We start from the raw sequence: 25,608 nt of genomic DNA on the forward strand, positions 1-25,608 counted from the left end.
GTCGAGCCGACACTTGGATGCGTCGACAGCGCTCGCCGCAGCCTGATCAGATGTGATAAATGTCGATGACTTGGCGGACGTAATCGTTTTTCAGCACGACTTTCTTCGCCTTGATAAGCGGCTGGTCGCCGCGCAGGTCGAGGGTGTAGAAACTGCTGCCGAAAAAGCTGTCCGTTACCTGGTAGCGAAAGCTCAGGGTGTGCCAGTTAAAACGCACCAGGCACTGGCCTTCGGTCTGCTCGACAATTTCAATATTGCTCAGGTTGTGAGAGGTACGCGTGTCCGGAGTGGACGCACTGGAGCGCTCGGTCTTGATGCGAAACACACGATCTTCCAGACCGCCACGGTTGCCGTACCAGATCAGCGATATTTCACTTTGCGGATCTTCGGTCAGCGTGTCATTGTCGTCCCAGGCCGGCATCCAGAACGTGGCATCAACGGCGTACAGCTCCAGCCATTGATCCCATTGGGCATCGTCCAGGTAGCGAGCTTCGCGATAGAGAAAGTCACGCACAACGTCATAAGTACTCATTGCACGGCCTCCACCGGAATCAATGGCTGCTCGGCGGATGCGGCCTTGAGCATGGTTTCTTGCCAATATTTGTGTTGCAGGACAAACAGGCCCTCGTCTTCAGTGCGCTTGCCGGAGAGCAGCGGCTTGAGGCCGATTTCCTGTGCGGCAGTGTCTGCGCCCTCGACCCAATGTTCTGCACCACGGGACATGTCGTTCCATCCACGCCCAGCACCGTAGCCAGTTTGGCAGGAGCGGAACTCTTCCAAATCATCCGGCGTGGCCATACCGCTGACGTTGAAGAAGTCTTCGTATTGGCGTATGCGCTTGGCGCGCGCCTCGGCGCTTTCGCCTTTGGGGGCGATGCAGTAAATGGTGATTTCAGTCTTATCGACCGAGATGGGCCGAGCGATGCGAATCTGCGAACTGAACTGGTCCATCAAATACACGTTCGGGTACAGACAGAGGTTGCGGGAGTTTTCGATCATCCAATCGGCCCGGGCCTGTCCGAAGTCACGTGCCAACTCATCACGACGCTCGTATGCAGGTCGATCCTCGGGGTTGGCCCAACGCGTCCAGAGCAACAAATGGCCGTGGTCAAAGGAGTAGAAACCACCGCCGTTTTTTGCCCAGCTACCGGCACTCATGGTTTTGATTTCTTCGCCCGACTCACGTTGCTTGCGCTGGTTCTGCGTGGCTGCGTAGTTCCAGTGCACAGAGCTCACGTGGTAGCCGTCGGCGCCGTTTTCGGCGGTCAGCTTCCAGTTGCCTTCGTAGATATAGGAACTGGATCCGCGCAGCACCTCCAACCCTTCCGGCGATTGGTCCACGATCATGTCGATGATTTTCGATGATTCGCCCAGATGCTCCGCCAAAGGTTTTACGTCGGCATTGAGGCTGCCAAACAGGAAGCCACGATAGGACTCGAAACGAGCAACTTTTGTGAGGTCATGGGAACCCTCGCAATTGAAGCTTTCGGGGTATCCGGCCTCGCTCGGATCCTTGACCTTGAGCAGTTTGCCGCTGTTGTTGAACGTCCAGCCGTGAAATGGGCAGGTGTAGCTGGAACGATTGCCGGACTTGTGTCGGCAGAGCATGGCGCCGCGGTGGCTACAGGCGTTGAGAAAGGCATTGAGCACACCGTCCTTGTTGCGCGCGATGAAAATCGGCTGGCGCCCCATGGTGGTGGTCAAGAAGTCGTTGTTGTTGGGAAGCTGGCTTTCGTGGGCAAGGTAAATCCAGTTGCCTTCGAAGATGTGCGTCATCTCCAGTTCGAACAGACGTGGATCGGTGAACATCTCCCGTTTGCAACGGTAGATGCCCTTCTCCTTGTCTTCTTCAAGCAGGGCATTCAGGTAATCGTTTCCCAGGGACATGGCCAGGGCCTCCATTGTTATTGTTCAGGCCCGGTCAGATTAGGCAGACAATTCAGGAGGAAATATCCGATTTCCGCAGATCGCTATCCATTTTGCGCAGCCGTCACGCAGGATCGATCAGCGGCACCGGCGCGCCAGGATGGCGCGTTCAGACGCGTGATTTGAGGGTTTGCGAAGGAAGCTCGCCGAACTGCGAACGGTAAAGCTCAGAGAAGCGGCCCAAGTGAAGAAAGCCGTAGTCCAGCGCCACTTCAGTCAGGCTACGGACCGGGCAACTCGGGTCGCTCAGGCAAGCTTGAATGCGTTCCAATTTGCGCTGGCGAATGTACTGCAAGGGTGTGATACCCAAGTGGCGCTCGAACAGCACGTACAAGGACCTGGTGCTCATACTGACCTGTTGTGCCAAGTGCTCGGCGTTCAAGTCCTGTTTCAGATTTCGGTCTATGTAATCGAGAATGCGATCGAAGCTGGCCGATTGTGATCCTGCGCCTTCGCGGCTGACGTTGGTCGTCATGAGCGACAGCAGCTTGCTGCCAATTATCTGGGCGTAATGCTCTTGTACCCGCATGATCGGAGTACTGGCCTCGGACTCCTGGCAAATCATCGCCAGTAAGCCAAGAAACCCTTCCAACTCATCCAGCTGATAGTGGTTACGCAGAAAACGTATGCCCGTCGCGGGCCGCAACCATCGCAGCTCATCACATATCGATTCAAGCAACTGAACGGGCAACTTAACAATGAATTTCTCGCAGTCCTGGGAGTACGTCAGGTCGACAGGATCGTCTGGATTGATCAGCAGCAATTCGCCCGGGAGCAGGTAGTGTTCATGCTTATAGCCTCGCCACAAACAATTGCCGCTAAGCAACACCTGAAGGTGGTAGACGCTTTCCAGCGCAGGCGACGTGACACGCACGCTTCCGCCGTAGCTGATGCGGCACAGATCGAGACCGGCGAATTTTCGATGGTTCAGGCTGGCCTGGGGGTGGGTGGTTCGAGAGAGACCGATGCGATGGGATCCAACGTGCAAGTTCACGTAGTCGGACACCGCGTAAGGATCCGCATCCCGAAAAATGCTACTGCGCTCACTGAGCAGATGGCTATCCATCGCACCGGCACTCGAAGTTGCAATTATTAGAGTCATTACGCCCACCCGAAGTGAAACCTGCGCCTGGCGTGATGTAAATGTCTCCAGGCTTGACGGCGCGTCGGCAATCACACGCCCCCTTTGGACTGACGATCAAGCATCCCGCAATCCGAGTGTACACGCACTTGATCATCAGACTTTGAACTGTGCCATCAACTGCTGCTGATGATTGGCCAGATGGTTCAAGGACTGACTGATCTGAGCGGATCTCTTAGATTGATCAGACAGCGACTCGGTAACATCGCGAATCGATGCCACATTTCGATTCACCTCCTCCGCAACCGCACTCTGCTCCTCGGCTGCGCTGGCGATCTGCAGGTTCATGTCATTGATGATCGAAACTGCGCCGCTTATACGCTGCAGTGCCGTCACAGCTTGCATAACCTGCCCTGCACTCCCCTGGGCCTGATGGTGACTATTGTTCATCGCGTTGACCACCTCACTCGTACCGCGCTGCAACGTCTCGATCACCAGACGGACCTCTTCGACTGAGTCCTGGGTTCGCTTTGCCAACCCTCTCACTTCGTCGGCCACAACCGCGAATCCACGACCAGCATCACCCGCCCGCGCGGCCTCGATGGCCGCGTTCAGCGCCAACAGATTGGTTTGCTCGGCGATCGCTCGTATGACATCCAGCACCGAACCAATCTTGCCGCTGCTGGCTGCCAAGCCTTCGACCTCTCTTACCGCAAGACTCATGTCTTTGGCCAAGCCATCAATCAAATGCGTAGTTTGTTGTATCACCGCCAGGCCATCCGAGGTCGCCTGCTCCGCACCACGAGCCGCTTGCGCAGCCTGGGCCGCGCTATTGGCCACATCATGGGCCGTTGCACTCATTTCCTGCGACGCTGTGGCCACCTGTTCGATTTCCCTGAACTGGTGCTCCATCCCTGTACTGGTTTGCTCGGACAGTGTCGCTGACTGATCAGCAGTTGTGCGGGCGTCATGTACCGACGCCTTGACGTCTCGGATTATCGGGTGGAGTTTGTCTAGGAAGCGATTAAACCAACCTGCTAACTGACCCAGTTCATCGTTGCCTTGATAATCCAAACGTTTGGTGAGATCACCCTCACCGCTGGCGATATCCCGAAGCATGTTGGCCACGCTGAGGATTGGCATGCTGACGCCGCGAGCAGTCAACCACAGCACAATCAGACCTAACAGCGCCACGCCTCCCGCAAGCCCTGTTTCCCATAGCGCACCGGACAGGCTTCGCTCATCAAGTTCCTGATGCAGCGCAAGCGCCGGTTCCAGCAAGATTGCTCGCGGAACCTCTAAAACCAATCCCCAAGGTTTCCCCTCAGGGATCACCTTCAGCGGCTCCAAAATGCGCAGGCTCGTAAGCGTATCCAAGGACTGAGACTTACCTGCGCTCAACAGCGCCAGTAGGTCAGCACCATCCTTCTGAACGCTTTCGAGTGTACGACCGAGTGAACCTGGATTATGGCTATCGCCCGCAACCAACCCAGCGGAACTGACGATTCGCAATGTCCCCCTACCCTCATAAAGTTGCAGGCTGCCATCCAGACTTAGCTGCTGCAATCGACTCAAGCTGATATCCGCGCCGATGACCGCAATGACTTTGCCGTTTTCGATCAATGGAAAAGCAAGAGTTGTCATCAGTAAAGGCTGGCCAGACGTGTCGTCAAAATAAGGATTGAGCACGCAAGGCCTGAGGGTTTGCTGTGGGCAGCTATACCAGGTGTTGAACGGAGTACCGTCCAACATAGGGGTGGTATCGGCGATGATTTTCTCAGGCACTGCCATGTAACTGTCTGTCGGATCCTTTTGACTCCAGTAAGAGGCAAATCGACCTTTTTCATTACTGCCCACGGTAGATTCATCCGAAAAGCGCCCATCCTGGCCGTCCAGTGCATCAGGCGCAAATACCACGTACAAACTCAATAGCGAAGGATTGGCTTTAAGGCCGTCGTGTACCAGTTGATTTAGGTCCTTGCGCAGCTCCCGGGGATCAGCTCCATGCTTGGTTGCTTGCTCTCGAAGTTGTTGGACTTGTCGAGTGAACTGGTTACCGTAATTATAGATGTCCGAAAAAAAGCGCTGAGTGGTCTCAACCTGCTGCTTTCCGCTAGCCTCCATGCGTGCACGGGCTGCCGCCTCAAGCATCTGTGAGTTGGCTGATTTGACCAATGCCAGACTGGTGTCCATGCGATACAGGGACGTACCCACCAACAATACGACGGTACACAGCAGGCAAAATCCCGCCAATAGTGTGATTTTCCACTTGATGGAGACACGCGCAAAACGCATAGATACCTCCCCGTACCCGGGATATTTTTTAGTGGAGCCAAATCAATGACTCAACATGACTGATTGATGTACCTGCGCGATCACATCCCTTCAGCCAGTTCTTCTTTCAGGCCCGAAGTAATCGCAACACTCGCCCATCAGGGAAAGCGCCTCTTGGATTTCCAGAGCACGTCCTTCTCGCAAAAGGATGTTGGCTAAATGCCCCGCTACCCTCGCTGCGCCCAGACTGGCACCCGCCATGCCCTCCCCGGCCTGTTCAGGTGAGTTACTCCAGGCGCCAAACAAACGAGGCCCCAAGCGCGAGAGTTGGTCCCACGTACAACGCGCATCTCCGGTACCGCCTATCACGCTCTCGTAATCTGCCGGATAACACGTGCTACCTCGGGCCGGCCTGGCCGCAACAATCAACACTTTCTCAGCACCGGCGTTATAGACAGCCTCACGCAAAGGCGCACGATCAGCAGCAAGCCCCAGGCTCATGCAGACAATGTCCACTCGATGAGAAGCTGGCTGCGAGACGAACCAGTCGAGCGCCATGGAAACCTGAGTGGCGGTTGTCACCGGCCGCTCCTGAAACACTTGCGCATGGGTAATGATTGCTTGAGGGCAGCTATTACGAATAATCTTCGCAACGATCGTTCCGTGCCCCAGGCGGTCCGGTGCGCACGCCTCGACCCGCCCATCGGGAAGAAAGGCCAGAGAACCTTCGATGTCCATCGAAAGTCCTCCGCTGTCAATCACACCTATACGGACGGCCATTACTGAACCGTGAACAATCGCAGGGCTGAGTTGTTCGACATGTTGGGGTTACCGGGCAGCTTCAGCTCCCCGACCTTCTCCAAACTGGCACCGTCATAAATAAGCAAATCACCACCCGCGCCACCAATCCACACGTATCTGTTATCGGAGCTGACGACGACGGAATAAAACGTATGGGGGAGGCTTACTTGCTTGAGGGGTTTGCCACCCTGTTCCAAGTCGAAAGACTGGAGCACGTTATAAACCGCATAGGCGCGCTTTTGGTCCGGGCTAGCCGCCATGGAGAAATAAATGGTCTGGGTGGGTTCAATATCGTTCATGTGCAACTTGCCCTTCTTCAGATCAAGGGTAAGCAGCCCCGTTTGGAATGTTTCAGGGGACGCGGGGTCTTTATTGCGCAACTTGACGTAGTATGGGGCGACCATGAGCTGAGAGTTGTCGTACTGATACCAGACGTTAAGCATATCGGGGGGGAAATGATCCTTTTGCGACCATTTCTGGATAGGCAACTCCTCCAATTGCTTTCCCGATTCGGCATCAAATACATACATATCCTTGCCCAACGCATAAATCTTCTTCCCGTCAGTCGAGTACATCAGCATCGTCACTTGACGAGGGGCAGGAGCTGTTGATTTCAACGTCAACGTTTCCGCGTCGTATAACGCAATGCGCGTGGGTTGGACTTTGAATTCGTTGCGCAGGTGTTTTACCGGATTCTGATACACCGCGAGCGTTTTGCCGTCGGGCGAAAGATTCATGCCCCACGTCGCCCAGACACGCTCGTCGGCTTTGCTCATGTCCAATCGGAGCAGGTTTTTTCCGGTTTCCATGTCCATCTTTATGACGCTTTGGCTTCCATTCGCCAAGACGTATACATATTTGGCATCAGGGCTTACTGCGGAAACAATTGGCGTAGCACCGCTGTTTTCAACGACAAATTCTTTGAGGATCTTGCGGTTGTCCATGTCCACAACGAACACTTTGTCAGGGTGCGCGACCACCGACAAAAAATCTTTAGCCACGGCAGGCGTTACGCCGCTCATTGCAGCGATTACCGACAGCACGGCGAAGCAGGATGACTTTATCATTATTATTAGCCCTTGGATTCGGGGAATACGGAGTTCAGGTTGCGCCAATCTTGAGTGGGGTCCGCAGTGTCTTTGCCCCACGTCGGATAAGTAGACATCGTGTCTGGAACTTGGGCAGGCCACCAGCAAGGATCAGAACAGGCGTACAAGTCTGCTTCCATCGGCTGACAAAGGTTGGAAACGCCACCGAACCCATCGATTTCCCATCCTGGATCAAAAGAAGTCGAACAGCCTACCAAGGCGTTCATTGCTACAACTTCTTCTTCACGACCTTCGGCGTGAGCTTCAACAAAGGCCTTGGCCTTGGCATTGGCGGGAGTCAAATGTTTCATACTTTGGCGCTCCGTGGTTCGATATGATTACGGAAGAAGCTAGGATTATTTTTCATTATTCGCACGTAAGATTCGATTCCGAAATCCACCCAATCGCGCAGCAAGTCACAGTAATGATAAACAGGAGCAAACGGATCACCTTGTTTCGCATAAGACTCGTGATAACACCCACCCGCACAAATAGAGCGAATACGGCAGGTTTTGCAACCGAAACTACTGCGATCTTGGGCGCCTTCTATGAACGCCGCCAACTTAGGCACATCGATACCGCGACCAACGTTGCCATAGGTCGGTTGATCAGACCCAACGAAACGATGACACAGGTGCAGGTCGCCATCCTTATCAACGGCCAGCAATCCCAGACCGGCACCACAAGGCACGACTTTTTTGGTGCCCTGTGCAATATCTGTCAGCAATTGGTGCATGTTGGAAAATCCGATATTTTCGCCACGGCAAGCCGCATCGACATAACGGCGTCCCAGGGTCTTCATATCACTGAACACTTGCTTCAGCGCATCGTTATCCAGATTGAATGATGCAATCGGACCCGACGTCGCTGGGCCAAACCCAACTTCAGCAAATCCCAGTTCGTTCTTCAGGTGATGATGGATACCCAACACATCGGTAACGCCGCGGGTCAGTGTCACACGGACGCCGACCGCCCTCGCGGTATAGCGCGACAGCAGCATCCGCACCTTATGCGCCACCACGTCATAGGTTCCGTTGCCACCTACCGTAATGCGATTGGCATCATGCATGGCTTTCGGACCGTCCATTGATACCGTCAGGCCAAAGCGATGCTCGTTGAGCCAATCCACCATGGGCTCTGTTAACAGCGTGCCGTTGGTGGTCAACGAAAAATCAATCTTCTTGCCCTCTTGCGCCGCTCGGGCTTCGGCGTAAGGCACCATCTCGCGAATGAGTGGGTAGTTGGAAAGCGGCTCACCACCAAAAAACACAAGATTGACCTGGTCCCGATTCTTTGCCTGTTTGAGCAACATCTCAAACGAGGCCTTGGCGGTTTCAAAGCTCATCTTGACGCCCTTCGAGGGGGTCGTGAGGTCTTCCTTGTAGCAGTAAGTACAGGAAAGATTGCAGCCTGTATTCACGTTAAGAACAATGGTCGAAAGCGGTATCTCATCAACCTTGGCGATCACGCGAGGCGCTTCGACAATACCTGGCTCGCGCAGGATATCCAGGTCGATAAAACTGCTGATGCACTCTGCCAGACTGTCCGGGGAATGTCGGGCGCCTAGCTCGGTGCGCATGACCTCGCTGTCGACACTATCGAAGCGATTGAACAGGTCGTATACATCGCGACCAACCCCATCAAGCTCGAAAAGGCTGCTGCTGGGGACATGCATCATCATGGCATGACCGTCCACATCTATTTGATGCGCGTTATGCCGAATAAGGGTAAGCGCTGTCATGAGAGCCTCAACGAATAGGAGTGTCGACGAAACGCTGGACGGTGACATAGAGATGCGCCTCGCCCTGGAGAGTTTTGCCGTTGTCATCAACGGTGGCGATCACCTTGAGATTGCCAAGGTTGTTGGTAGACATCGGCCGTTCAGGATTTAAACCCGCGTCCGCTGGCGTGAAACGGCCGTTCTGTTCAATGGAACCTGAGTACTTGGTGTCCTGCATCTTCGCAGCCCCTTCGTCCCAGTTGTCCACCGCCCACGAGGCGTCAAACGTCCCCACACGGATGTCGTCAGCGGTTCCCAGTTTTCGGTCGGCTCCTTTGAGCAAGCCGATTGCCTCAAACTGCGCGGGAACCTTTGCGATGGGCCCACCATTGCCGCCCACCCGAGCGATAGTTTGTTCAGGCTCAACGCGTACACCGTCAAGCTTGGAAAAAACCACCAGAGGCGCACTTGCCTTGCCCACGCTGACCTTCACTGCCCCCCAAGGCTTTTCCGAGGAAAGCTTCATCACAACTTTGGTATCGCTCTGAGAAACAACGGTCCCGGTAACGCCTTTCGGTAGAACCGGCTTACCCGACAGCCCCACCCCGACGAGCGTGATCTCACTTTCTGTCCCGGTTCTGAGGTATGTCGGACTGACAGCGAGAATCCGAGGCGAGGCATCGACAGGTGAAGCTATGAAGCGTCCGCCAATGACCTCATTGGATTTTTCGAACCATCGACCTGTCAGTGATCCGTCTGCATTCAGAGCAAACACTTGCCGGATTTCCTGCTTGCCGTCGCTTAACGTCGCGCGCCACTCACCCTCGCCCAGCAACACTCCCCGGCCTTGATACGTCGCAGAGCCTGCTTTGTTATCGAGGGTCATTGAAACATCGTAGCCCTCCTCCCCGGCCTTCAATGACAACGTACCCGAATAGTCGCCGCTTCCTGGTTGATGACCGGTCACGACCCAACGCTCGCTCAATTTGGCATTGGTTGCTTTGGGTGCCTGACCCAGTGGGTAGTTTTTCGCCAGGAATGGCAGGACTTCGCCATTAACATAGGTCCACCAATCCCGGTCACGCGCCATGGCTTGAAGCTCCAGCGTCGGGAATTGCCCCAAATGGAAGTTGAGCAACTTCTCCCAGTCAGCAGGGGTTCGACGTTGCAAGGCGACCCGCGCATAGGAGTGACATCTGGAGCAGGTCTCGGTCATCATTTGGTTAGGCGCCACGTCTGTTGCGACGGGCTCCTTTTCCAAGACGTAGCGACGCCCCTCGGTTTCCTTCACGCTCAGCCCGCGTGTCTGGGCCAGGTATCTCACGACCGCAGTGCGGTCATCCTGGCTCAGCGGAACATGATGGTTGCGCATCATCCGCACGACCGTCATATCCCAGGCCTCGGGGGTTTTACGCACGGCGTCTATACGCTCGAAACTACCATCGGCAGCAATGTGACAACCGGCGCACATGGTATTTAAAACCTGTTCCCCTGTTTGTTGTGCTGCCGCAAACGGGGCGATAGCGAGCGCCAACACCGTACTACATGAGATGAACGCAAGGCGACGGAGTGGTTTCATCGATCAGAATTCCTTTGGCTCTTCACAGGGGACAAAGCCCATGCTGGCGATTTTTTTATAATATTGTCTTTAGTTTTTGTTTTATCGCACTCCAAAACCCGGGGTGGCCTCAGAGTGTCTTTTCATTCATATACATATTCCGTGCCATCTCACACAACACGCTGATTTATATAGATAAAAATGAAAAAATCATGACAAGAAACAAGAGGAGTGATCTATTTCTGAACACAGTGTTCAACGCCTCTCAGGGTGCGATACACACCTAAGTCGCGATGTATAACGTCTGTTCAATTGGCGGCTTGAGGCGCAAAAATGATCAGAGATGGGTTAGAGCGTGTATCCGCGCCGTTCGGAGACAAACATTGATGAATGCAATCAAATAACTATCACGCCAAGAGGGGGGCCAGTGATAACCCCCTCAATCTGAAAGGCATAACAAGCTATTCCATTTTTAGCTTACGATAGATAGTGCCGCGAGCAACGCCGAGCTGCTGCGCAGTCGCTTTCACGTTGCCGCCATTGGCATCCAGCGCGTCTTGAATCTTCTTCCTTTCAAATTCCTTTAACGATTTCTCATCACGCTTCTCGTCAGGCTGCTCCAAGCCTGGAAAGTGTTCCGGCAGGATCACGAGCCCTGCGCCAGCCAACGCCACAGCCAGCCGGATCACTTGCTCCAGTTGCCTGATATTTCCGCGCCACTCCTGATTCTTCAGCAGCTCCAACGCTGCGGGATGAATCGCGCCTCCCTGATAGCGCTGGGTCAATTTGGTGATGATATCTTCCATATCCTGCCGCTGACGGAGCGCCGGAATCCGAACCTGCATGCCATTGAGGCGATAAAAAAGATCCTCTCTGAAACGATGCTCCTCAATAAGCTTGTGGATATCGCAATGGGTCGCGCTAATAACTCTTACATCGACTGGATGTCGTTCTGAGCTGCCGAGACGGGTTACTTCCCTCTCCTGCAGTACCCGAAGCAGCCGGGTCTGAAGATTGAACGGCATATCGCCAATCTCATCGAGCAACAAAGTCCCGCCATGCGCTTCTTCGATACGACCTTTCGCACCGCCTCGACGTGCCCCTGTAAACGTTCCTTCAACGTAGCCGAACAGCTCGGACTCAATCAGATTCTCGGGTATGGCAGAACAGTTAATGGCTATGAACGGAGCACCAGGATTCAACGAGTCGTGAAGCGCCCTGGCGAACACCTCTTTTCCTGTACCCGTTTCGCCCTGCAGGATGACGGGAATGCTCGCTGCAAAGGCTTTCGAGGCCATGTTGAATTGCTGATTGAGCGCAGGATCGTGTCCAACCCCAGGGGATGTATGGCGCAAACGAGCAGCAGGCTGAGCGCCGCCAGGCAACGATAATGACTGGGCATAAACCGAAGACCCGTCGTTGAGCGCTATCAGACTGGGTGAGTTCACAACTATGGACTGTGGCCCACGCTCAAAAAAACTATCCCAATCCAATGAAGACTCGACTGGCGCAGAAGCATCGATGCCCAATATCTTCTTTGCGACTTTATTGGCGGCACAGAACCTTCCATTCTGATCGAAAGCGACCAATCCCTGGAAAGGTGTTCCTATCAATCTCGCGTCAAACTGAAGTGCTACGATCTGGCAATCCACCAACCCCGAATACAACCTGCTTTCGATGGCCATGGACGCGATCTTTAGCTGCTCCAGAACAGCAGTCGCATTGCGCTGGCCGATACCGGTTATGTCGATTGCACCCACCAGCTCCCCACGCACACCGAAAACGGGTACGGATACGCAGAAAAAATTTTCAAATTCTTTCAAGTAGTGCATACCGCCGCAGACGATAAACGGCTGCTGCTCATGGAGTGTGCAACTGGGCGCCGTGGTTCCGATATCCACTTCATTGACGCGCTTTCCCACTTTCAGTGAGTCCACAGTGTCGGGCTGGGACGCGTGCTTGGCATAAACGATCACGCCTTCGAGGTTGACACAAAACAGGGCCCAGTCTTGCCCTCCGAATATTCCCCACAGCCTGTCGAGCTCAGGTTGAGCGCATGCAGCCAAACGCGAATCCGAACTACTCAATTCATGGGCGCGCCAACGTCCAGACAGTCGCTTATCCCAAGGTGAGAGCCCTGCTTTCCTGGACCGCTCCCAAGAACTGGCTACTGCAGGAGGCAGCAGATCCGCCGGCAAGGAGTGTCCATCCAGAAAGCGACGCCGAACCTCATCAAGGCCGTGCATGTCTCTTATATTCATTTGCTGACCACTCATTACCTTTCTACATTCTTGTATGTTTTTATCATTAATAATGACCAGCCGCATATAATTACATAGCATAAAAAAGCGCCCGTTCAGAACGGGCGTTTTTTCTTCAAGATCTTGCAGTTATGTTCGATCCAGTGCCTTACAGGGCATAAGGCGTGGCCTCATCCTTGATGGTCAACCATTGCCATTGAGTGAACTCTTCCCAGTTCGCCGCCCCTCCCACGCTCGTGCCATTTCCAGATGCGCCCCAGCCGCCGAATGGATTCACCACTTCGTCATTGACTGTCTGGTCATTGATATGAAGCATTCCGGTCCGAAGCTTGTCACCGACCTTCATCGCACGGCCAATGTTCGAACTGATGATGCCGGCAGCCAAGCCGTATTCCGTGTCGTTAGCGAGTCGTATTGCTTCCTCGTCAGAGTCAAAGGGCACGACAACGGCGACGGGTCCAAAAATCTCTTCACGGAACGCGGGATTGTCCGGTTTGACATCGCTGAGCACCGTCGGCTGGAAGAAAAGCTCTTCGTAACGCCCACCCACTTCGAGTTTTGCACCGGCCTGCTGAGCCTCGCGGACAATCTTGGCCACTTGATCGCGCTGGTGTGCATTGATAAGCGGCCCGAGCGAGACCTTTGTCGTAGCGGGATCACCCACCGAGAGCTTGCCCACTTTGGCAGTCAGTGCTTTGAGGAAGGCCGGATACAGGCTGCGCTGAACGAGAATGCGCCCAGTAGCCATGCAGATTTGCCCCTGGTGCAAAAACGTTCCCCAGATGGCGTTGGCAACTGCCAAGTCGAGATTCGCATCGTCCAGAATTATCAACGAATTCTTCCCGCCTAATTCCAGCGACACCTTCTTCAGGTTGCGGCCAGCCGCTTCGCCGACTTTGCGACCTGCGGCGGTCGATCCGGTAAATTGGATCATTGCCACGTCTGGCGATTCAACCAACGCTGCGCCCGCATCGCCCGCACCCGGCAAGACGTGGAGAACGCCCTTCGGCAGCCCAGCAAGCTCAAATAAGCGCCCAATGACCAGCCCGCCACTAACGGCGGTTCGGGGATCGGGCTTCAGCACGACACTGTTACCGACGGCCAAAGCAGGCGCGACCGAGCGCATAGCAAGGTAAAGCGGAAAATTGAAAGGTGAGATGACCCCTACAACCCCTATTGGACGACGCCTGGCTAGGCTGAGGCGACCGGATCCCGGAGCATTGGGCAGAACGTCACCCTGGCTTTTCCCAGGCATCATGGCGCTTTCCTGCAACGCTTTTATCGTTACACGGGTTTCAAACGCCGCTTTTAACTGGGTCGAACCGCTTTCTCTAACCAACCACTCGACGATATCGCCAAAATGCAGTTCTGCGATTTCTGCCGCTTTACGCATGATTGCGGCACGTTCTTCATAATCAGTGAGGAACCAATCCGCTTGTACTTCATTAGCCACGCGAGCCGCCGCTGAAACCGACGCCGCGTCAGCCATGCCGATGCAACCCAACGATGCCCCCGTTGCAGGCTCTATGACCTGACTGACGTTAGGAGAAACATTTATCCAAGTACCGTCGAAAACACAGTGACTCCAGAGCTCCTCTGGCAGAAATTTTAAAGTTTGATTCATGACGTTACCTATGTAAATTATTTTTAGGGCAGTGCTATGTCTGGAACTCCTTCGGTTACAGCACAAGGCGTGCCAATGCCATTTCAGGAACACACACGAAACTTTCTGTTTAATGTTTGCACACCGACAAAAAAATGTGTTCCACAATTGAACACCGGTCGACCGCACAGACATATTGTTCGGCGACGACATAGTCATCGATGATTAGCAAAGTTATAGAATGAGCAACTTTCCGCTGATCGTAAACACTGAATTCAGACAGGCCTGTATCCCTGCGACAACAACCAGCTTCGAACCCCACGCCCCTGAGATTCCGTCAACCCGGCAAGCACCTGCTCGTGCGGCTCCGAGCGTAACCGTTGCACAAGCGGCGCCAGCTCGACCCCGTGCACCTGCCAGGCACCCAAGGGTTGATCCGGGGTAATCACTACCTGCGCCTCAACTACGAACCCGTCACACAGTACAGGGGCGCGCTCAATCTTCAGGGCGTCGAAATTCGCTTCGGCATGAGCGGCCACCGCATCCGGCCACTGTCTGCGAGCAAGCCAGAATGGTTGGTCTTGCCATCGCTGTTCGTCGAGGTAAAAGTCCCGACCAATCCTCGCGAAACGCATGAACAATTGCTCGACTCGCTGCTGGTGAAACCGCTGGGCCAATGCCGATCGCTCGGGTTTGCACAGCAACGTGTTGATCACCGTCGGCGCCTGCAGTGCCGAGGATAATGATTGGAATATGCCGTTTCCCGAGAGCGGATCGACCGCCATCGCAGCGTCACCGACTCGTATCCAATGATCGCTGCAAACGTGTGGATTCAGAATTGCCGTGCTGCTGCGTGCAAGCACCTGCACATCGATCTGACGCTGCGGGCCAAAGAATGCTTGCGCAACAACCGAATCCAGACGTCGCTCAAGACAATATTGAAGTAGATCGCGCTTATCAGGCAGGTCGGCACTGGCGACATCCAGCGTCCACTGCCAATAACACTGGCCATCGGCTCGCCGAGCCATCCATACCCAACCGTCCTTGAGGCTTTCTACTGCGCTGGCGGTGGCACCCGGCCGACCTTGCCATCGATTGAGCAAGCTTACGGTCTCCGGCCCACGCACACCTTTACCAAGCGAGGGGGCTTGGCGTCCTCGTGCCTCTACCAAGAAGTCCGCCTTGATTGCGCCATGTCCTTGGACCTCGACTTTGTGCCCGTCCGTTGAGCTTTCGATGCCCAGCACGCGTCCGTCTATCAACTCCACCCCGGCCAGGCGCAAGTCTTCCCGTAGCCCTTTATCGAATGTCGTACGGTCCAATAAATATTCTATGTTTTGGGAATGTTGCTGACCGTTCCACGCGACTTCGCGCTGTGAAGGCAATGTCGCGTCGCCCAAGGCGTGATGGAATCCCGCGCTGTGCAAAGCCTCAAGCACACGAACCGAGACGCCCTCCAGCGCTGCGAATCTTCGCCATTCGCTGGCCAGCGAGACCGAATAACCTAACCGCCGTAACCCCAGCGCCACCGCCGCTCCGGCCGGTCCGGCACCAAGGATGAGTATTCTGGGGCCAGTCATCGGCAAGGCCTCTCGCCCGAGCCAACGAAGGGATACAAGGAACGTGCTTGAAACATCATGCAAATCCTCATGATCAGATTTCGTGTTGGACCGATTTAGGCCTCAACACGCCGTCGAGCAGCTCAAAATGTAGGTCTGCATTGGCCAGTGTTGAAGGGCGATGACTGATCAGGATTCGCGTGCGCCCGGCAAATAATCGGTCGATGGCTTCGATGACGTCACGCTCGGTGGCTTCATCTACCGCAGACGTGGCTTCGTCCATGACTAAAATCATCGGATCCTGTAGCAGTGCCCGAGCGATTGCGATTCGTTGTTTTTGTCCGCCAGACAATTGTTGACCGCGTTCACCCAAAGGGCTGTCGAGCCCTTCGGGCAGTGACGCGATCAAGCTATCAAGCTGCGCGAGTTGCGCCACTGCGGTTATGGCTTCCCGACTGGCGTGCGGCACGGCGTAGGCCAGGTTGTCGGCGAGACTGCCACGAAACAACACGATGTCTTGGCTGACCACGGCAATCCGTTGCCGTAGCTCGAACAGGTCGAACTCTCGCAGGTCGATTTCTCCCAACAGCACCCGCCCAGCCTGTGGATCGAGGTGGCGCTGAAGAAGGTCTATCAATGTTGATTTACCCACCCCGGAGCCACCGCTCAGCGCAACTTTCAAGCCATAAGGAATGCACGCATCGACACCGTGCAGGGTGCTGAGACGACCTGGATGGGTGAAGTGAACGTCATCGAAACGCAACTCCCCTTGGGCGGGCATCGGCTTGGGTAATACAGGGCTGAGGACAGTAGGCTCTTCGCCGCGTAGCTCCATGACCCGCCCGAGACTGACCGTCATCCTTTGTATCGCAACATAAAGGCCCAGCAGGCTTTGGACTGGTCCCACCGCCATCCCTAGGTAAGTGGAAAACGCGATCAACGCACCGAGTTGCCACGTGCCTTGAACCACCCAGTAGCCTCCCAGGAGAAAGGCACAGGCACGCGCCAATGACGTTAATGTTCCCGGAACAGCCTGCGTAAAAAACTCGGTAATCTGCAGCTTCAGCAATTGCTGCATATAGCCCTGTCCCAACGCTTCCAATCGATTCGATTCTCGCTTTTGCTGACCGGCAGATTGAATGAACTTCATCACTGGCAGTGTCTCGACCATGAACGACGAAACGTCCGCAGAACACTCACGCAACCGCCTTACATCGCGCTCGACTTTGCGGCGCATCCAGCGCAACCACAGGATGTCGAAAGGAATCAGCACCAGAACCAGCAGCGACAGCTTCCACGACAGCGTCACTAACATGACTACCGCACATATCAGCCCGACCACGCTCGATACTGCCGAAAACAATGAGTCCACGGCAAAGCGCTGGATCTCAGCGACATCACCATCTAGCCGTGACATCACATCACCGATGCGTCGTTGAGCATAAAAGCTCGGCGCCAAGGTTTGCAGGTGTCGATAAAGGTCGTCACGTAGCGAAAATAAAATCCGTCCGGACAAGCGTGTGTGCAAGTAACGATTCATCCCCGAAAGCACTGTTCCGAGTATGCCTGCGACGATCATCAGGCTTGCGATTGTTACCAGCTTCGAAAAGTCTCGTGCGAGCAAACCATCGTCGATCAGAAGTTTCGTCAGCCAAGGTTGCAGCAACACCAAAAGCGAGGCACAAACTGACAAGCCGAGCAGCCCGACGATGGCCAGTCGATGCGGACGTACAAAGCTGTAAAGCCAACGCAACGCAGCCAGCAACGACTCTGGATGCTGGCTGTCGATCAGCCAAGAAATCAGTCGCTGCATCGAACAGCTCCGCATGGCACAAAGGTACTTATTTTTATCATGGTCAATCCCTGCGCCAGTGTCTTATGTAGATCTGCGCTTTCAACCATCACCTTAGATGCAAATTATGAGCCAGCCTGGCAATCGATCAGTGTGCACGCTCGCGTACTATGCTCCCTGGCCCTCCTCCCGCCTAAGGCCAGTTGGCGCCTTCATGCCTGAGCATCCAGTCTGCAAGGGGATTCAGGAAGGCTCATAACTGGGATGCTGATTCCCCCGGCTTCCGAGTTATGGAGAACACAAGTGTTCAGGAACTGAACACATTTCGCTGATCACTCAACCTGAGGCTCGACCGTCATGGTAGAACTCGATACGATTCATAAGTAATTTTAAGACGAACGTGAAAATTGCACGAGCGGTATGCGTATATAGCAACAAACAAGACATAGTCGCTACAGCCGCTCCTCCCCTGCTCGAAATTCTCGTGGGCTCTTGCCTGTGAGCCTACGGAAGAAACGCGCAAAGTAGGTCGGTTCGGCAAATCCGAGAGCATCACTGATCTGAGCAACACTCATTGTGGTGTAAATGAGTTGGCGCTTTGCTTCCAAGAGCAAACGTTGGTGAAGGAGGGGCAAGGCACTTTCGCCTGTCCATTCTCGGCATGTGGCATTCAATGTTCGAGCAGAGACACCGAGCCTGTGAGCAAGACTTTCAAGCTTGGGTTGAAGCTTGAATTCTGTATCGAGCAAACGCTGAAAGCGCCGCATCAATTCATGCCCGGACCTTAAAGGCGCGCTCTTGCTGCGATGCTGAATTGTTTGGCGTGCAAGCCACACGAGAACTGGCTGGATAAAGGATTGGAGCATCACATCCCGACCTGGCTGACTGCTGTGATATTCCTTGCTGAGTGCTGAAAGCTGCGCATAAAGGTGGTTCTTGTCATTACCTACTGACCAGCCGCCAGGACTCTCAAAAACGCTTGAATCTAACCCGGTGATTACACCCAATCTGGCCACCAAAGGCGCTGCCATGGTCACCACATATCCATCTACATTTTTATAAAATCGAAATCCATAAACACGCAAGGGAGGTATGAACTGCAGCGTGGCATCATTAACCACACTTGCTTGGCCCTCAATCTCGATCTGTGCGTGACCCTGGTGGATATACAAAACCTGGGCAAGATCGACGTGTCGATGAGGCGTGATTTCCCAGTGATGCAGACTGCTTCGCTTCGGTATGAATTCGTGAAGTTATAGAAAGCTTCAGTTAATTGCCTCCAATGTTCATAAAGCAATGCACAACGGCACCCTACATATAGCAGAGGGTGTCCAGAAGGTAAATTTAGCCGCGCAGTCATTCCATAGCATTGGCTCGGCAGTGAGCGTTATCAATGATATTGACATTGCAGATTGCCGCGCGGCGGAACAACAAAGTCGTGTGGCAGAGGAAGCAAGTAGAGGAGTACCCAAAATTCGCGATGTAACAGAGGCGCTATCTGAAAAAAGCCGACAATCTTACCAAACTAGCCAAACGTTAAATGATCAAGCTATCAAGCAGAAGAACTTGGTAGATGTCTTTAAGATCTAAAATTCATGACGTTTTATCCAACTCATAGGATAACTTGGACAGCTGGAGCTTTTCCTATAGCGGCTCTCCCTTATAAGGGCACCTATTCAGTACAAGCTCCAGGTGAACGGACGACCACGGGCTACGCATGCCCGGGCATGATTACGGCCTAGCGTCAGTTCAATCACCGACTAAGATCGAACGATCAGCGTTTGCAGATTGCCAGTCTTAGCCACTGAGCGAAAAATCAGGCTACCAATAACAATTCAAATCCCGTCTTGCTGTAAGGGGAGGCCTGTATGCAAATTGAGCCGACACAACCAGGGCTTAAGCCCAAATCCTTAGGTGTCTCCGACATCGTCTTTTTTGTAATTGCAGCTGCGGCCCCGCTCGGCGCCACCCTTGGTGCAGGCCCTGTGGTTTTCGCTATGGGAGGTACAGGCGCTCCAGGCATCTATCTAATCGCCTCGCTCGTCCTGCTGCTTTTTGCCATTGGATTTGCAGCGATGAGTCGTCATGTGATCAGTGCTGGTGGCTTCGCCGAGCTAGTGACTCACGGATTAGGACGAGCAGCAGGCAACGCAGCTGGCGGAATCGCGCTACTTGCCTATATCGCGATGTTGACTGGCATCTACGGTCAATTCGCTGCGTTCGGGGCAGACCTTGCTCTGTCGATGGCGGGATTGCAGATGGACTGGTGCGTCGTAGCTCTTCTCATCATTGGACTGGTCGGTATTTTCGGATACATGGACGTTAAAGTGTCAGCCAAGGTGTTAGGCGTGCTGATGATTTTCGAGATCCTGATCCTGCTTGTCTTTGACATCGCGGTCATCGCCCAAACGGACGCCAAGAATTTCTCTTGGAATGGCTTCCTGCCCTCCCAGATATTCACACCTGGCCTTGGGGTGGCATTGATGTTCGCGTTTTGTTGCTTTGTAGGATTCGAGTCAACAACCATTTATGGGGAAGAGGCGAAGAACCCGAGCCGCACAGTTCCCCTTGCTACATATGTTGCCATTGCCATTATCGGGATCTTTTACACGCTTACTACTTGGTGTCTCGGTCTGGCATATGCGAATAGCGATGTTCAAAGCCTCGCCGCCAATGACATGATCAATTTCGTGTTCAATGCCAACACACAGTACGTCGGCTCCCTTTCTACCGAAATCATGAAAATCCTGGTAGTCACGAGCGTCTTTGCCGTGTTGCTCTCTTTTCACAATGCCCTGAGCCGCTATCTTTTCGCACTGGCTCGCAGCCACTTCGTACCTCACCAGCTCAGCCGAGTACATCCAAAACACGCTAGCCCTTACGTTGCAAGCATTGCGCTATCGATCACAACCGTCGTCGCCGTTGGTGTCTTCATGATCACCAATGCCGACCCGATAATGCACCTCTACATGTGGATGGTTGGACTTGGCACCCTTGCTGTACTCGCCTTGCAGACTTTGGGGGCAGCCGCTGTCGTGGGATTCACTCTCCAAACCCAGAGATGTAATAAATGGCAAGGCGTGATCGCTCCCACCCTTGGTGGATGTGGATTGGCAACCGCCGTTGTTCTCGCCGTGGCAAATTTTGGCGAACTCACCGGTACTAAGGAAGGTATCGCAACGCTGCTTCCATGGTTGGTTGTGATAGCGGCCTCGCTGGGAGTTTTTAATGGACTCCGAGCCAAAGGGAAATTTCCTGTGACACCTGCGATTACCTGAAGCGACCACCTCCCCACTAGCAAAATTGAATAAATATCGATGGGTGGTTCTTAAATTTGTGGGGCCACCACAGAAAGGTCAGCGACCCAGAATCCAATGCTACGGTCGTCATAAAATTTCGGAGAGTAACGTGAACAAAAATCATCCTTACAGCGACCTGAATCTGCAGTTGATAGGGGGAGTTTGGCGCGAAGGTCGGACGGCGCGTTCCATGACTGTTAGCGACCCGTTCACCCAGCAAACGCTGCTTGAGATTGCCTTGGCTAACAAGGACGACTTGAATGAAGCCTATGCTAAAGCCAAAGCAGCACAACCCGGTTGGGCGGCAATGGGGCCATCTACGCGAGCGGGTGTGCTCCTAAGAGCTGCTCAGATTTTTGATGAGCGCCATGACGAGTTGGTTGAATGGATCATTTCCGAATCAGGGAGCACGCGAATCAAAGCTGAGATCGAATGGGCGTCAGCTAAAGCTATCACTTTGGAGGCTGCTTCATTCCCAAGCCGGGTTCATGGCCGCATAGTGGAATCCGATGTGCCCAATAAAGAAAGCCGCGTTTATCGGCGCCCACTCGGCGTTGTTGGGGTAATCAGCCCTTGGAACTTCCCATTCCATCTTACCCAGCGATCTCTGGCACCGGCGTTGGCTCTCGGCAACGCTGTAGTTGTGAAGCCTGCCAGTGACACTCCAGTCACCGGAGGCCTCCTGCTTGCGCGCATCTTCGAAGAAGCAGGACTGCCAGAAGGAGTTCTCAGCGTGGTCGTGGGAGCGGGATCAGAAATTGGCGACGACTTCGTTCTCCATCCTGCACCAAGCTTTATCTCCTTCACAGGATCAACCCCGATTGGCCAAAACATCGCCCGCCAAGCTGGTAGTGGCGATTATTTGAAACATGTGGCGTTGGAATTAGGCGGTAACAACCCTTTTGTAGTGCTAGCTGATGCGGATCTCAAGCAAGCAGTTCACGCGGCTGTTATAGGCAAGTTTCTGCATCAAGGCCAAATTTGTATGGCCATCAATAGAATCATTGTGGAAGAGCCGATTTACGACGCTTTCGTCTCCCTGTTCGTTCAGCGCGTCAGTAAGCTGGTAATCGGTGATCCTAAAAACCCGGGGACCTCGGTTGGCCCGGTGATCAACAGCAAACAATTTGCCGGATTAGCTCACAAGGTCGAACAGGCCAAAGCGGAAGGCGCAACATTGGCTTACGCTGGCGAATCTGCAGGACTCGTATTTGCGCCGCACGTTTTCACTGAAGTGACATCCGACATGGAATTAGCCTACGAAGAAATCTTCGGGCCTCTTGCCGGGATAATGCGTGCACGGGATGCTGATCATGCATTGGAACTGGCTAACGCTACCCGTTTTGGACTTTCCGCTGCAGTCTTTTCGGGTGACATCGAACGCGGCGTGCAATTTGCTCGGCGCATCCATTCTGGTATGGCCCATGTGAACGACATGCCGGTTGCGGATGCCCCTAACGTCCCCTTTGGTGGGGACAAGAACTCAGGCCTCGGCAGATTCAATGGCGACTGGGCAATTGATGAGTTCACAACCACTCAATGGGTATCTGTTCAGCGGCAACTCCGCCACTATCCTTTCTGAGCACACCCTCCAGCTTGCCAATTGACTGGAGGGGTAGGCGCATACACTCCTGGAGCTCGCAAGTGGTTAAGCCACTTCGCAGCGACGAGCCTCAGGAATACAGGAAAGAGAGCTTTCAAGAGTATCTGTCACACAGCGTCGAAGCGATCTAACAGATGGCGACCTGTTACCAGCAAGTGTGGCCAAAGCCAATGAGCTACGTGGCGCGTCTGCTAGGGGTACGTACCGCACGCCAGGGTGACTAAATAAGCGTGTGGCTGTCAGTGGGAACGTATCAAACGCGCCACTATAGGCCACAGCAGCCAAGCTCTCAGGAATCGATTGGACATACGCTCCAATCCGGCAGGCTTCATGACGCTCCGCCCCCAAACTCCAGTAAGCAGCCCATTCGGTGGGAGCTCCCTCACCCGCTACCGCGAATGGTTGCTCGATCAAGTCTGAAATAGTAAGGATCGAGGCATGTGCCATTTCATGATTGGCCGGTACGGCAGCGACTCGCGGTTCATCAAACATCACATCGAGCTCAAGACGTGGATCGCAAATCGGTAGCCTAATGAGCGCAGCATCTACCTTGCCAGAGATGAGCGCTTGCACCTGATTTGTCATGGACAGCTCAGTAAACACCAACCGGATACCAGGATTGCTCTGCTGAAAGAGTGTGAAAATAAGGTGGGTGAGTTCACCCGCAGCATCCCCGAAAAAGCCTAACTTCAAGACACCACGACTGTTTTCAGCTAGGGCACGGCATTCTAGGATCGTATTGTTCATGCTCCCTAGGAGCGTGCGGGCCTGATCTATGAACGCCTGACCTGCCTCAGTCAATGAAACACGATGACTGGTACGTTCAAATAATCTGAAGCCCAGCTCGCTCTCAAGCTTAGCAATTTGAGCGCTCAAGCCAGATTGGGCAATGTTCTCGATCTCGGCTGCCTTACCAAAATGGAGGGTCTCAGCAAGCCTGGTTGCCAAGAGAAGCTGTCTAGTGTCCATTGAGGGTACCTGCTACTCACGGAACGTGTGAAAGAGCTATCCGTAGCAAAATTCATGCAATTCAATGCATTCGCTTTAAAGCGGCACTCACTTCCCGACCTGCGGATCCCGGGCCACTTTACTAAACGAATAATGCGCCCAAATGGGGCAATTCGTTAGGTTTTTTCGTACACGGCCATCTCGAATTTGCTTGAATCACCCTTCGGCGCTCACGGAGCCGTCCAGTTCGTGATTTAGGAAACTGCGATGCGGGGCGAGCCGACAAAAAATGCCCTCGTATTGTGCGCATATGGGGGCAGCCAAGAGCACACAGTAACAAGCCGTATTGAGCGGTAACACATGGCGATTTGCGCGATGCCTTGTCCTCTGCCGGAGCGCCATATTTCAATTCATGATCATATTCCATTGGAGTCTAAAAACTGGGCAAATGGACGGTGGCAGTTCAAGATGCGCGATTTTGCTAGTTTTGCCAATAAGCAACAATCACAAAACACGATCAAGCAATCTATATATCGCCATTGCCCACGTACTAATTGTCAAAATACTATGACCTTAGCTTTCGTCAAGTGCACAGGAGCCGAAGCTGTATTTGTGAGGACAAGCAAAGCCTCATGACCTTCAATTCTGGTGTCGAAAACTAAAAACGTAATGCACCTAAACTATTGGCAAAGCCTGAGAACCAATCAAAAACAACCATAATCTAAGTAAACTTGGAAATAGCCATGAAGCTTAATTACCAGCAATCGCTAAAAAATTTCTCTGAAGCCTTTTCTCTTTCCAAGAAAGAAACCTCGAAAGGAAAGGAATACATTCCGGGAGGTTTTAGCAGGCGCACATTTGGCTATGGCCCACATGCGATTTTCGTCGATAAAGGCGAAGCTCAATACCTTCATACCATCGAAGGTAAAAAACTTCTCGACCTCAATAATAATTTCGCTACCAATGTACTAGGTCATAATCACCCAGCGATTATAAAAGCAATTCAGGAAACGCTACCCAATGGTTTCTCATTCGGGAATCCTACCAACCACGAACTTGATCTGGCCAAGCTGATTTGTGAGCGCATCGATTCTGTTGAACAGGTAAAGTTTTTTTGCTCTGCAAGCGAGGCATGTTTGAGTGCCGTGCGTATCGCTAGAGGTTATACAGCTCGTAAAAAGATTGCAAAATTTGAGGGCGGATACCACGGCTTTTCAGATGACTTGGCGATTTCCGCCCACCCTAACCCGAACAATTTCCCTGGCCCGGATACTAATCCGAAAGCACTTCCAGATTCCGACGGCATTCCTGCCTATAAAAGCGATAACATCATTGTTCTGACCCAAAATGATTTTGAGTCCTGCGAAAAAATCCTTCGTGGCAATGCGGACGAAATTTCATGTTTGATTATGGAATTGCAGACTTGCGCGGGCGGAATTGTAGAGCTGGATAAAAATTTTGTACAAAAGCTTCGAGCCCTTACTAAAGAGCTGGGCATCTTGCTAATCGTTGATGAAACCATAACACTACGTGCGAACTTCAAAGGTCTGCAAAGTGAGTATCAAATCAAGCCAGATTTGACCGTCCTCGGGAAAATGATCGGTGGCGGCCTGCCAATTGGCGCAGTGGGCGGCAGCAAAGAGGTTTTTCGGGTAATCGAGGAAAATCAGGTCATGATCTCAGGCACCCACCATGGTCACCCATTGGCCTGCGCAGCAGGCATTGCCTGCCTTAAAGCCATGGATAGGAAGGCATATGCACGACTCAACGAAATGGCGGCGAAGATCAAATCCGAGCTGAATACTTGGGCCAAGGAGTCCAAATACCCATTTACCGTGTTCGGATCTTTCTCGGTATTTGCTTATGCGTTCACTAAAGAGCTCGGTCAGACCATTAACACTCACCGTGACTACTGGCACAAAATTGACGAGAACAGTATGAGTATCTATGCATTGGAAATGGCTACTCGTGGCTACTACCCAGTCCACCGTGGCCAAGTCGGACTTACGCTTCCTATGACGGACGAGGATGTCGATGGCTACATCGAGACCACTAAAGACATCATACGCCTTATTTACGCCAAGGACTGAGTTTT

19 protein-coding genes and 1 pseudogene are annotated in these 25,608 nt (G+C 53.4%); 4 read left to right on the forward strand and 16 right to left on the reverse strand.

The features are described from left to right. Window positions 1-46 precede the first annotated feature (46 nt). The 15 genes and pseudogenes from benB to Q6A48_RS05175 all read right to left on the reverse strand — a co-directional run bounded on the left by benB (window position 47) and on the right by Q6A48_RS05175 (window position 18,784). Window positions 47-532, reverse strand: a complete 486-nt coding sequence (gene benB, locus Q6A48_RS05110; RefSeq protein WP_047739007.1) for a benzoate 1,2-dioxygenase small subunit — start codon at window positions 530-532, stop codon at window positions 47-49. Continuing rightward, a complete protein-coding gene (benA, locus tag Q6A48_RS05115; protein ID WP_047739591.1) occupies window positions 529-1,887 on the reverse strand; it encodes a benzoate 1,2-dioxygenase large subunit in 1,359 nt (452 codons plus the stop codon). Before benA ends, benB begins: the two co-directional genes overlap by 4 nt. Window positions 1,888-2,035: 148 nt before the next feature. Next, a complete protein-coding gene (locus Q6A48_RS05120) occupies window positions 2,036-2,992 on the reverse strand; it encodes an AraC family transcriptional regulator (RefSeq protein WP_047739008.1) in 957 nt (318 codons plus the stop codon). 171 nt (window positions 2,993-3,163) lie between these two features. Continuing rightward, window positions 3,164-3,919: a methyl-accepting chemotaxis protein gene (locus Q6A48_RS25985; RefSeq protein ID WP_369811666.1), complete on the reverse strand. Its 756-nt coding sequence runs from the start codon at window positions 3,917-3,919 to the stop codon at window positions 3,164-3,166. Window positions 3,920-4,021: 102 nt separating this feature from the next. Beyond that, a pseudogene (locus Q6A48_RS25990) lies at window positions 4,022-5,302 on the reverse strand (PDC sensor domain-containing protein); the annotation flags it as partial. A gap of 90 nt (window positions 5,303-5,392) precedes the next feature. Next, entirely contained in the window at window positions 5,393-6,061 is a 669-nt protein-coding gene (qhpE, locus tag Q6A48_RS05130) for a subtilisin-like serine protease QhpE (protein WP_047739010.1), read from the reverse strand. Further along, window positions 6,061-7,149 (reverse strand): quinohemoprotein amine dehydrogenase subunit beta, encoded by a 1,089-nt coding sequence (peaD, locus tag Q6A48_RS05135; protein WP_047739011.1) that lies wholly within the window; start codon window positions 7,147-7,149, stop codon window positions 6,061-6,063. Before peaD ends, qhpE begins: the two co-directional genes overlap by 1 nt. A 5-nt stretch (window positions 7,150-7,154) precedes the next feature. Beyond that, a complete protein-coding gene (gene qhpC, locus Q6A48_RS05140; RefSeq protein ID WP_011334374.1) occupies window positions 7,155-7,481 on the reverse strand; it encodes a quinohemoprotein amine dehydrogenase subunit gamma in 327 nt (108 codons plus the stop codon). Next, window positions 7,478-8,911, reverse strand: a complete 1,434-nt coding sequence (gene peaB / locus Q6A48_RS05145) for a quinohemoprotein amine dehydrogenase maturation protein (protein ID WP_047739012.1) — start codon at window positions 8,909-8,911, stop codon at window positions 7,478-7,480. Before peaB ends, qhpC begins: the two co-directional genes overlap by 4 nt. A gap of 7 nt (window positions 8,912-8,918) precedes the next feature. Continuing rightward, window positions 8,919-10,469, reverse strand: a complete 1,551-nt coding sequence (gene peaA / locus Q6A48_RS05150) for a quinohemoprotein amine dehydrogenase subunit alpha (RefSeq protein WP_047739013.1) — start codon at window positions 10,467-10,469, stop codon at window positions 8,919-8,921. 440 nt (window positions 10,470-10,909) lie between these two features. Then, window positions 10,910-12,775 carry a sigma-54-dependent Fis family transcriptional regulator gene (locus Q6A48_RS05155; RefSeq protein ID WP_160310729.1) on the reverse strand — a complete coding sequence of 622 codons (1,866 nt, stop codon included), beginning with the start codon at window positions 12,773-12,775 and terminating at the stop codon, window positions 10,910-10,912. An 82-nt stretch (window positions 12,776-12,857) separates the two neighbouring features. Beyond that, on the reverse strand, window positions 12,858-14,333 hold the full coding sequence (locus Q6A48_RS05160) for a benzaldehyde dehydrogenase (RefSeq protein ID WP_047739016.1): 1,476 nt from the start codon (window positions 14,331-14,333) through the stop codon (window positions 12,858-12,860). Between the two features lie 254 nt (window positions 14,334-14,587). Then, entirely contained in the window at window positions 14,588-15,892 is a 1,305-nt protein-coding gene (qhpG, locus tag Q6A48_RS05165; protein ID WP_047739017.1) for a flavin-dependent monooxygenase QhpG, read from the reverse strand. Window positions 15,893-15,965: 73 nt separating this feature from the next. Then, the gene (locus tag Q6A48_RS05170) at window positions 15,966-17,684 is read right to left on the reverse strand and encodes an ABC transporter ATP-binding protein (RefSeq protein ID WP_047739018.1); all 1,719 of its coding nucleotides are present in this window, start codon (window positions 17,682-17,684) and stop codon (window positions 15,966-15,968) included. Between the two features lie 431 nt (window positions 17,685-18,115). Beyond that, entirely contained in the window at window positions 18,116-18,784 is a 669-nt protein-coding gene (locus Q6A48_RS05175) for a helix-turn-helix domain-containing protein (RefSeq protein ID WP_144419459.1), read from the reverse strand. Between the two features lie 175 nt (window positions 18,785-18,959). Here Q6A48_RS05175 and Q6A48_RS05180 point away from each other — a divergent pair, with 175 nt between their 5' ends. From Q6A48_RS05180 to Q6A48_RS05190, 3 genes are all read left to right on the forward strand, one after another. Further along, on the forward strand, window positions 18,960-19,253 hold the full coding sequence (locus Q6A48_RS05180; protein WP_144419461.1) for a hypothetical protein: 294 nt from the start codon (window positions 18,960-18,962) through the stop codon (window positions 19,251-19,253). Between the two features lie 278 nt (window positions 19,254-19,531). After that, window positions 19,532-20,941, forward strand: a complete 1,410-nt coding sequence (locus Q6A48_RS05185) for an APC family permease (protein WP_047739019.1) — start codon at window positions 19,532-19,534, stop codon at window positions 20,939-20,941. Between the two features lie 130 nt (window positions 20,942-21,071). After that, window positions 21,072-22,544 carry an aldehyde dehydrogenase family protein gene (locus tag Q6A48_RS05190; protein WP_047739020.1) on the forward strand — a complete coding sequence of 491 codons (1,473 nt, stop codon included), beginning with the start codon at window positions 21,072-21,074 and terminating at the stop codon, window positions 22,542-22,544. Between the two features lie 66 nt (window positions 22,545-22,610). Here Q6A48_RS05190 and Q6A48_RS05195 read toward each other — a convergent pair whose 3' ends face one another. After that, window positions 22,611-23,534, reverse strand: a complete 924-nt coding sequence (locus Q6A48_RS05195) for a LysR family transcriptional regulator (RefSeq protein ID WP_047739021.1) — start codon at window positions 23,532-23,534, stop codon at window positions 22,611-22,613. A gap of 722 nt (window positions 23,535-24,256) precedes the next feature. Here Q6A48_RS05195 and Q6A48_RS05200 point away from each other — a divergent pair. After that, complete coding sequence (locus Q6A48_RS05200; protein ID WP_047739022.1) at window positions 24,257-25,603, forward strand: aspartate aminotransferase family protein; 1,347 nt, start codon at window positions 24,257-24,259, stop codon at window positions 25,601-25,603. Window positions 25,604-25,608 lie beyond the last annotated feature (5 nt).

This window comes from Pseudomonas citrullilanati (genome assembly GCF_030580855.1).
GTDB classification, from domain to species: domain Bacteria; phylum Pseudomonadota; class Gammaproteobacteria; order Pseudomonadales; family Pseudomonadaceae; genus Aquipseudomonas; species Aquipseudomonas citrulli.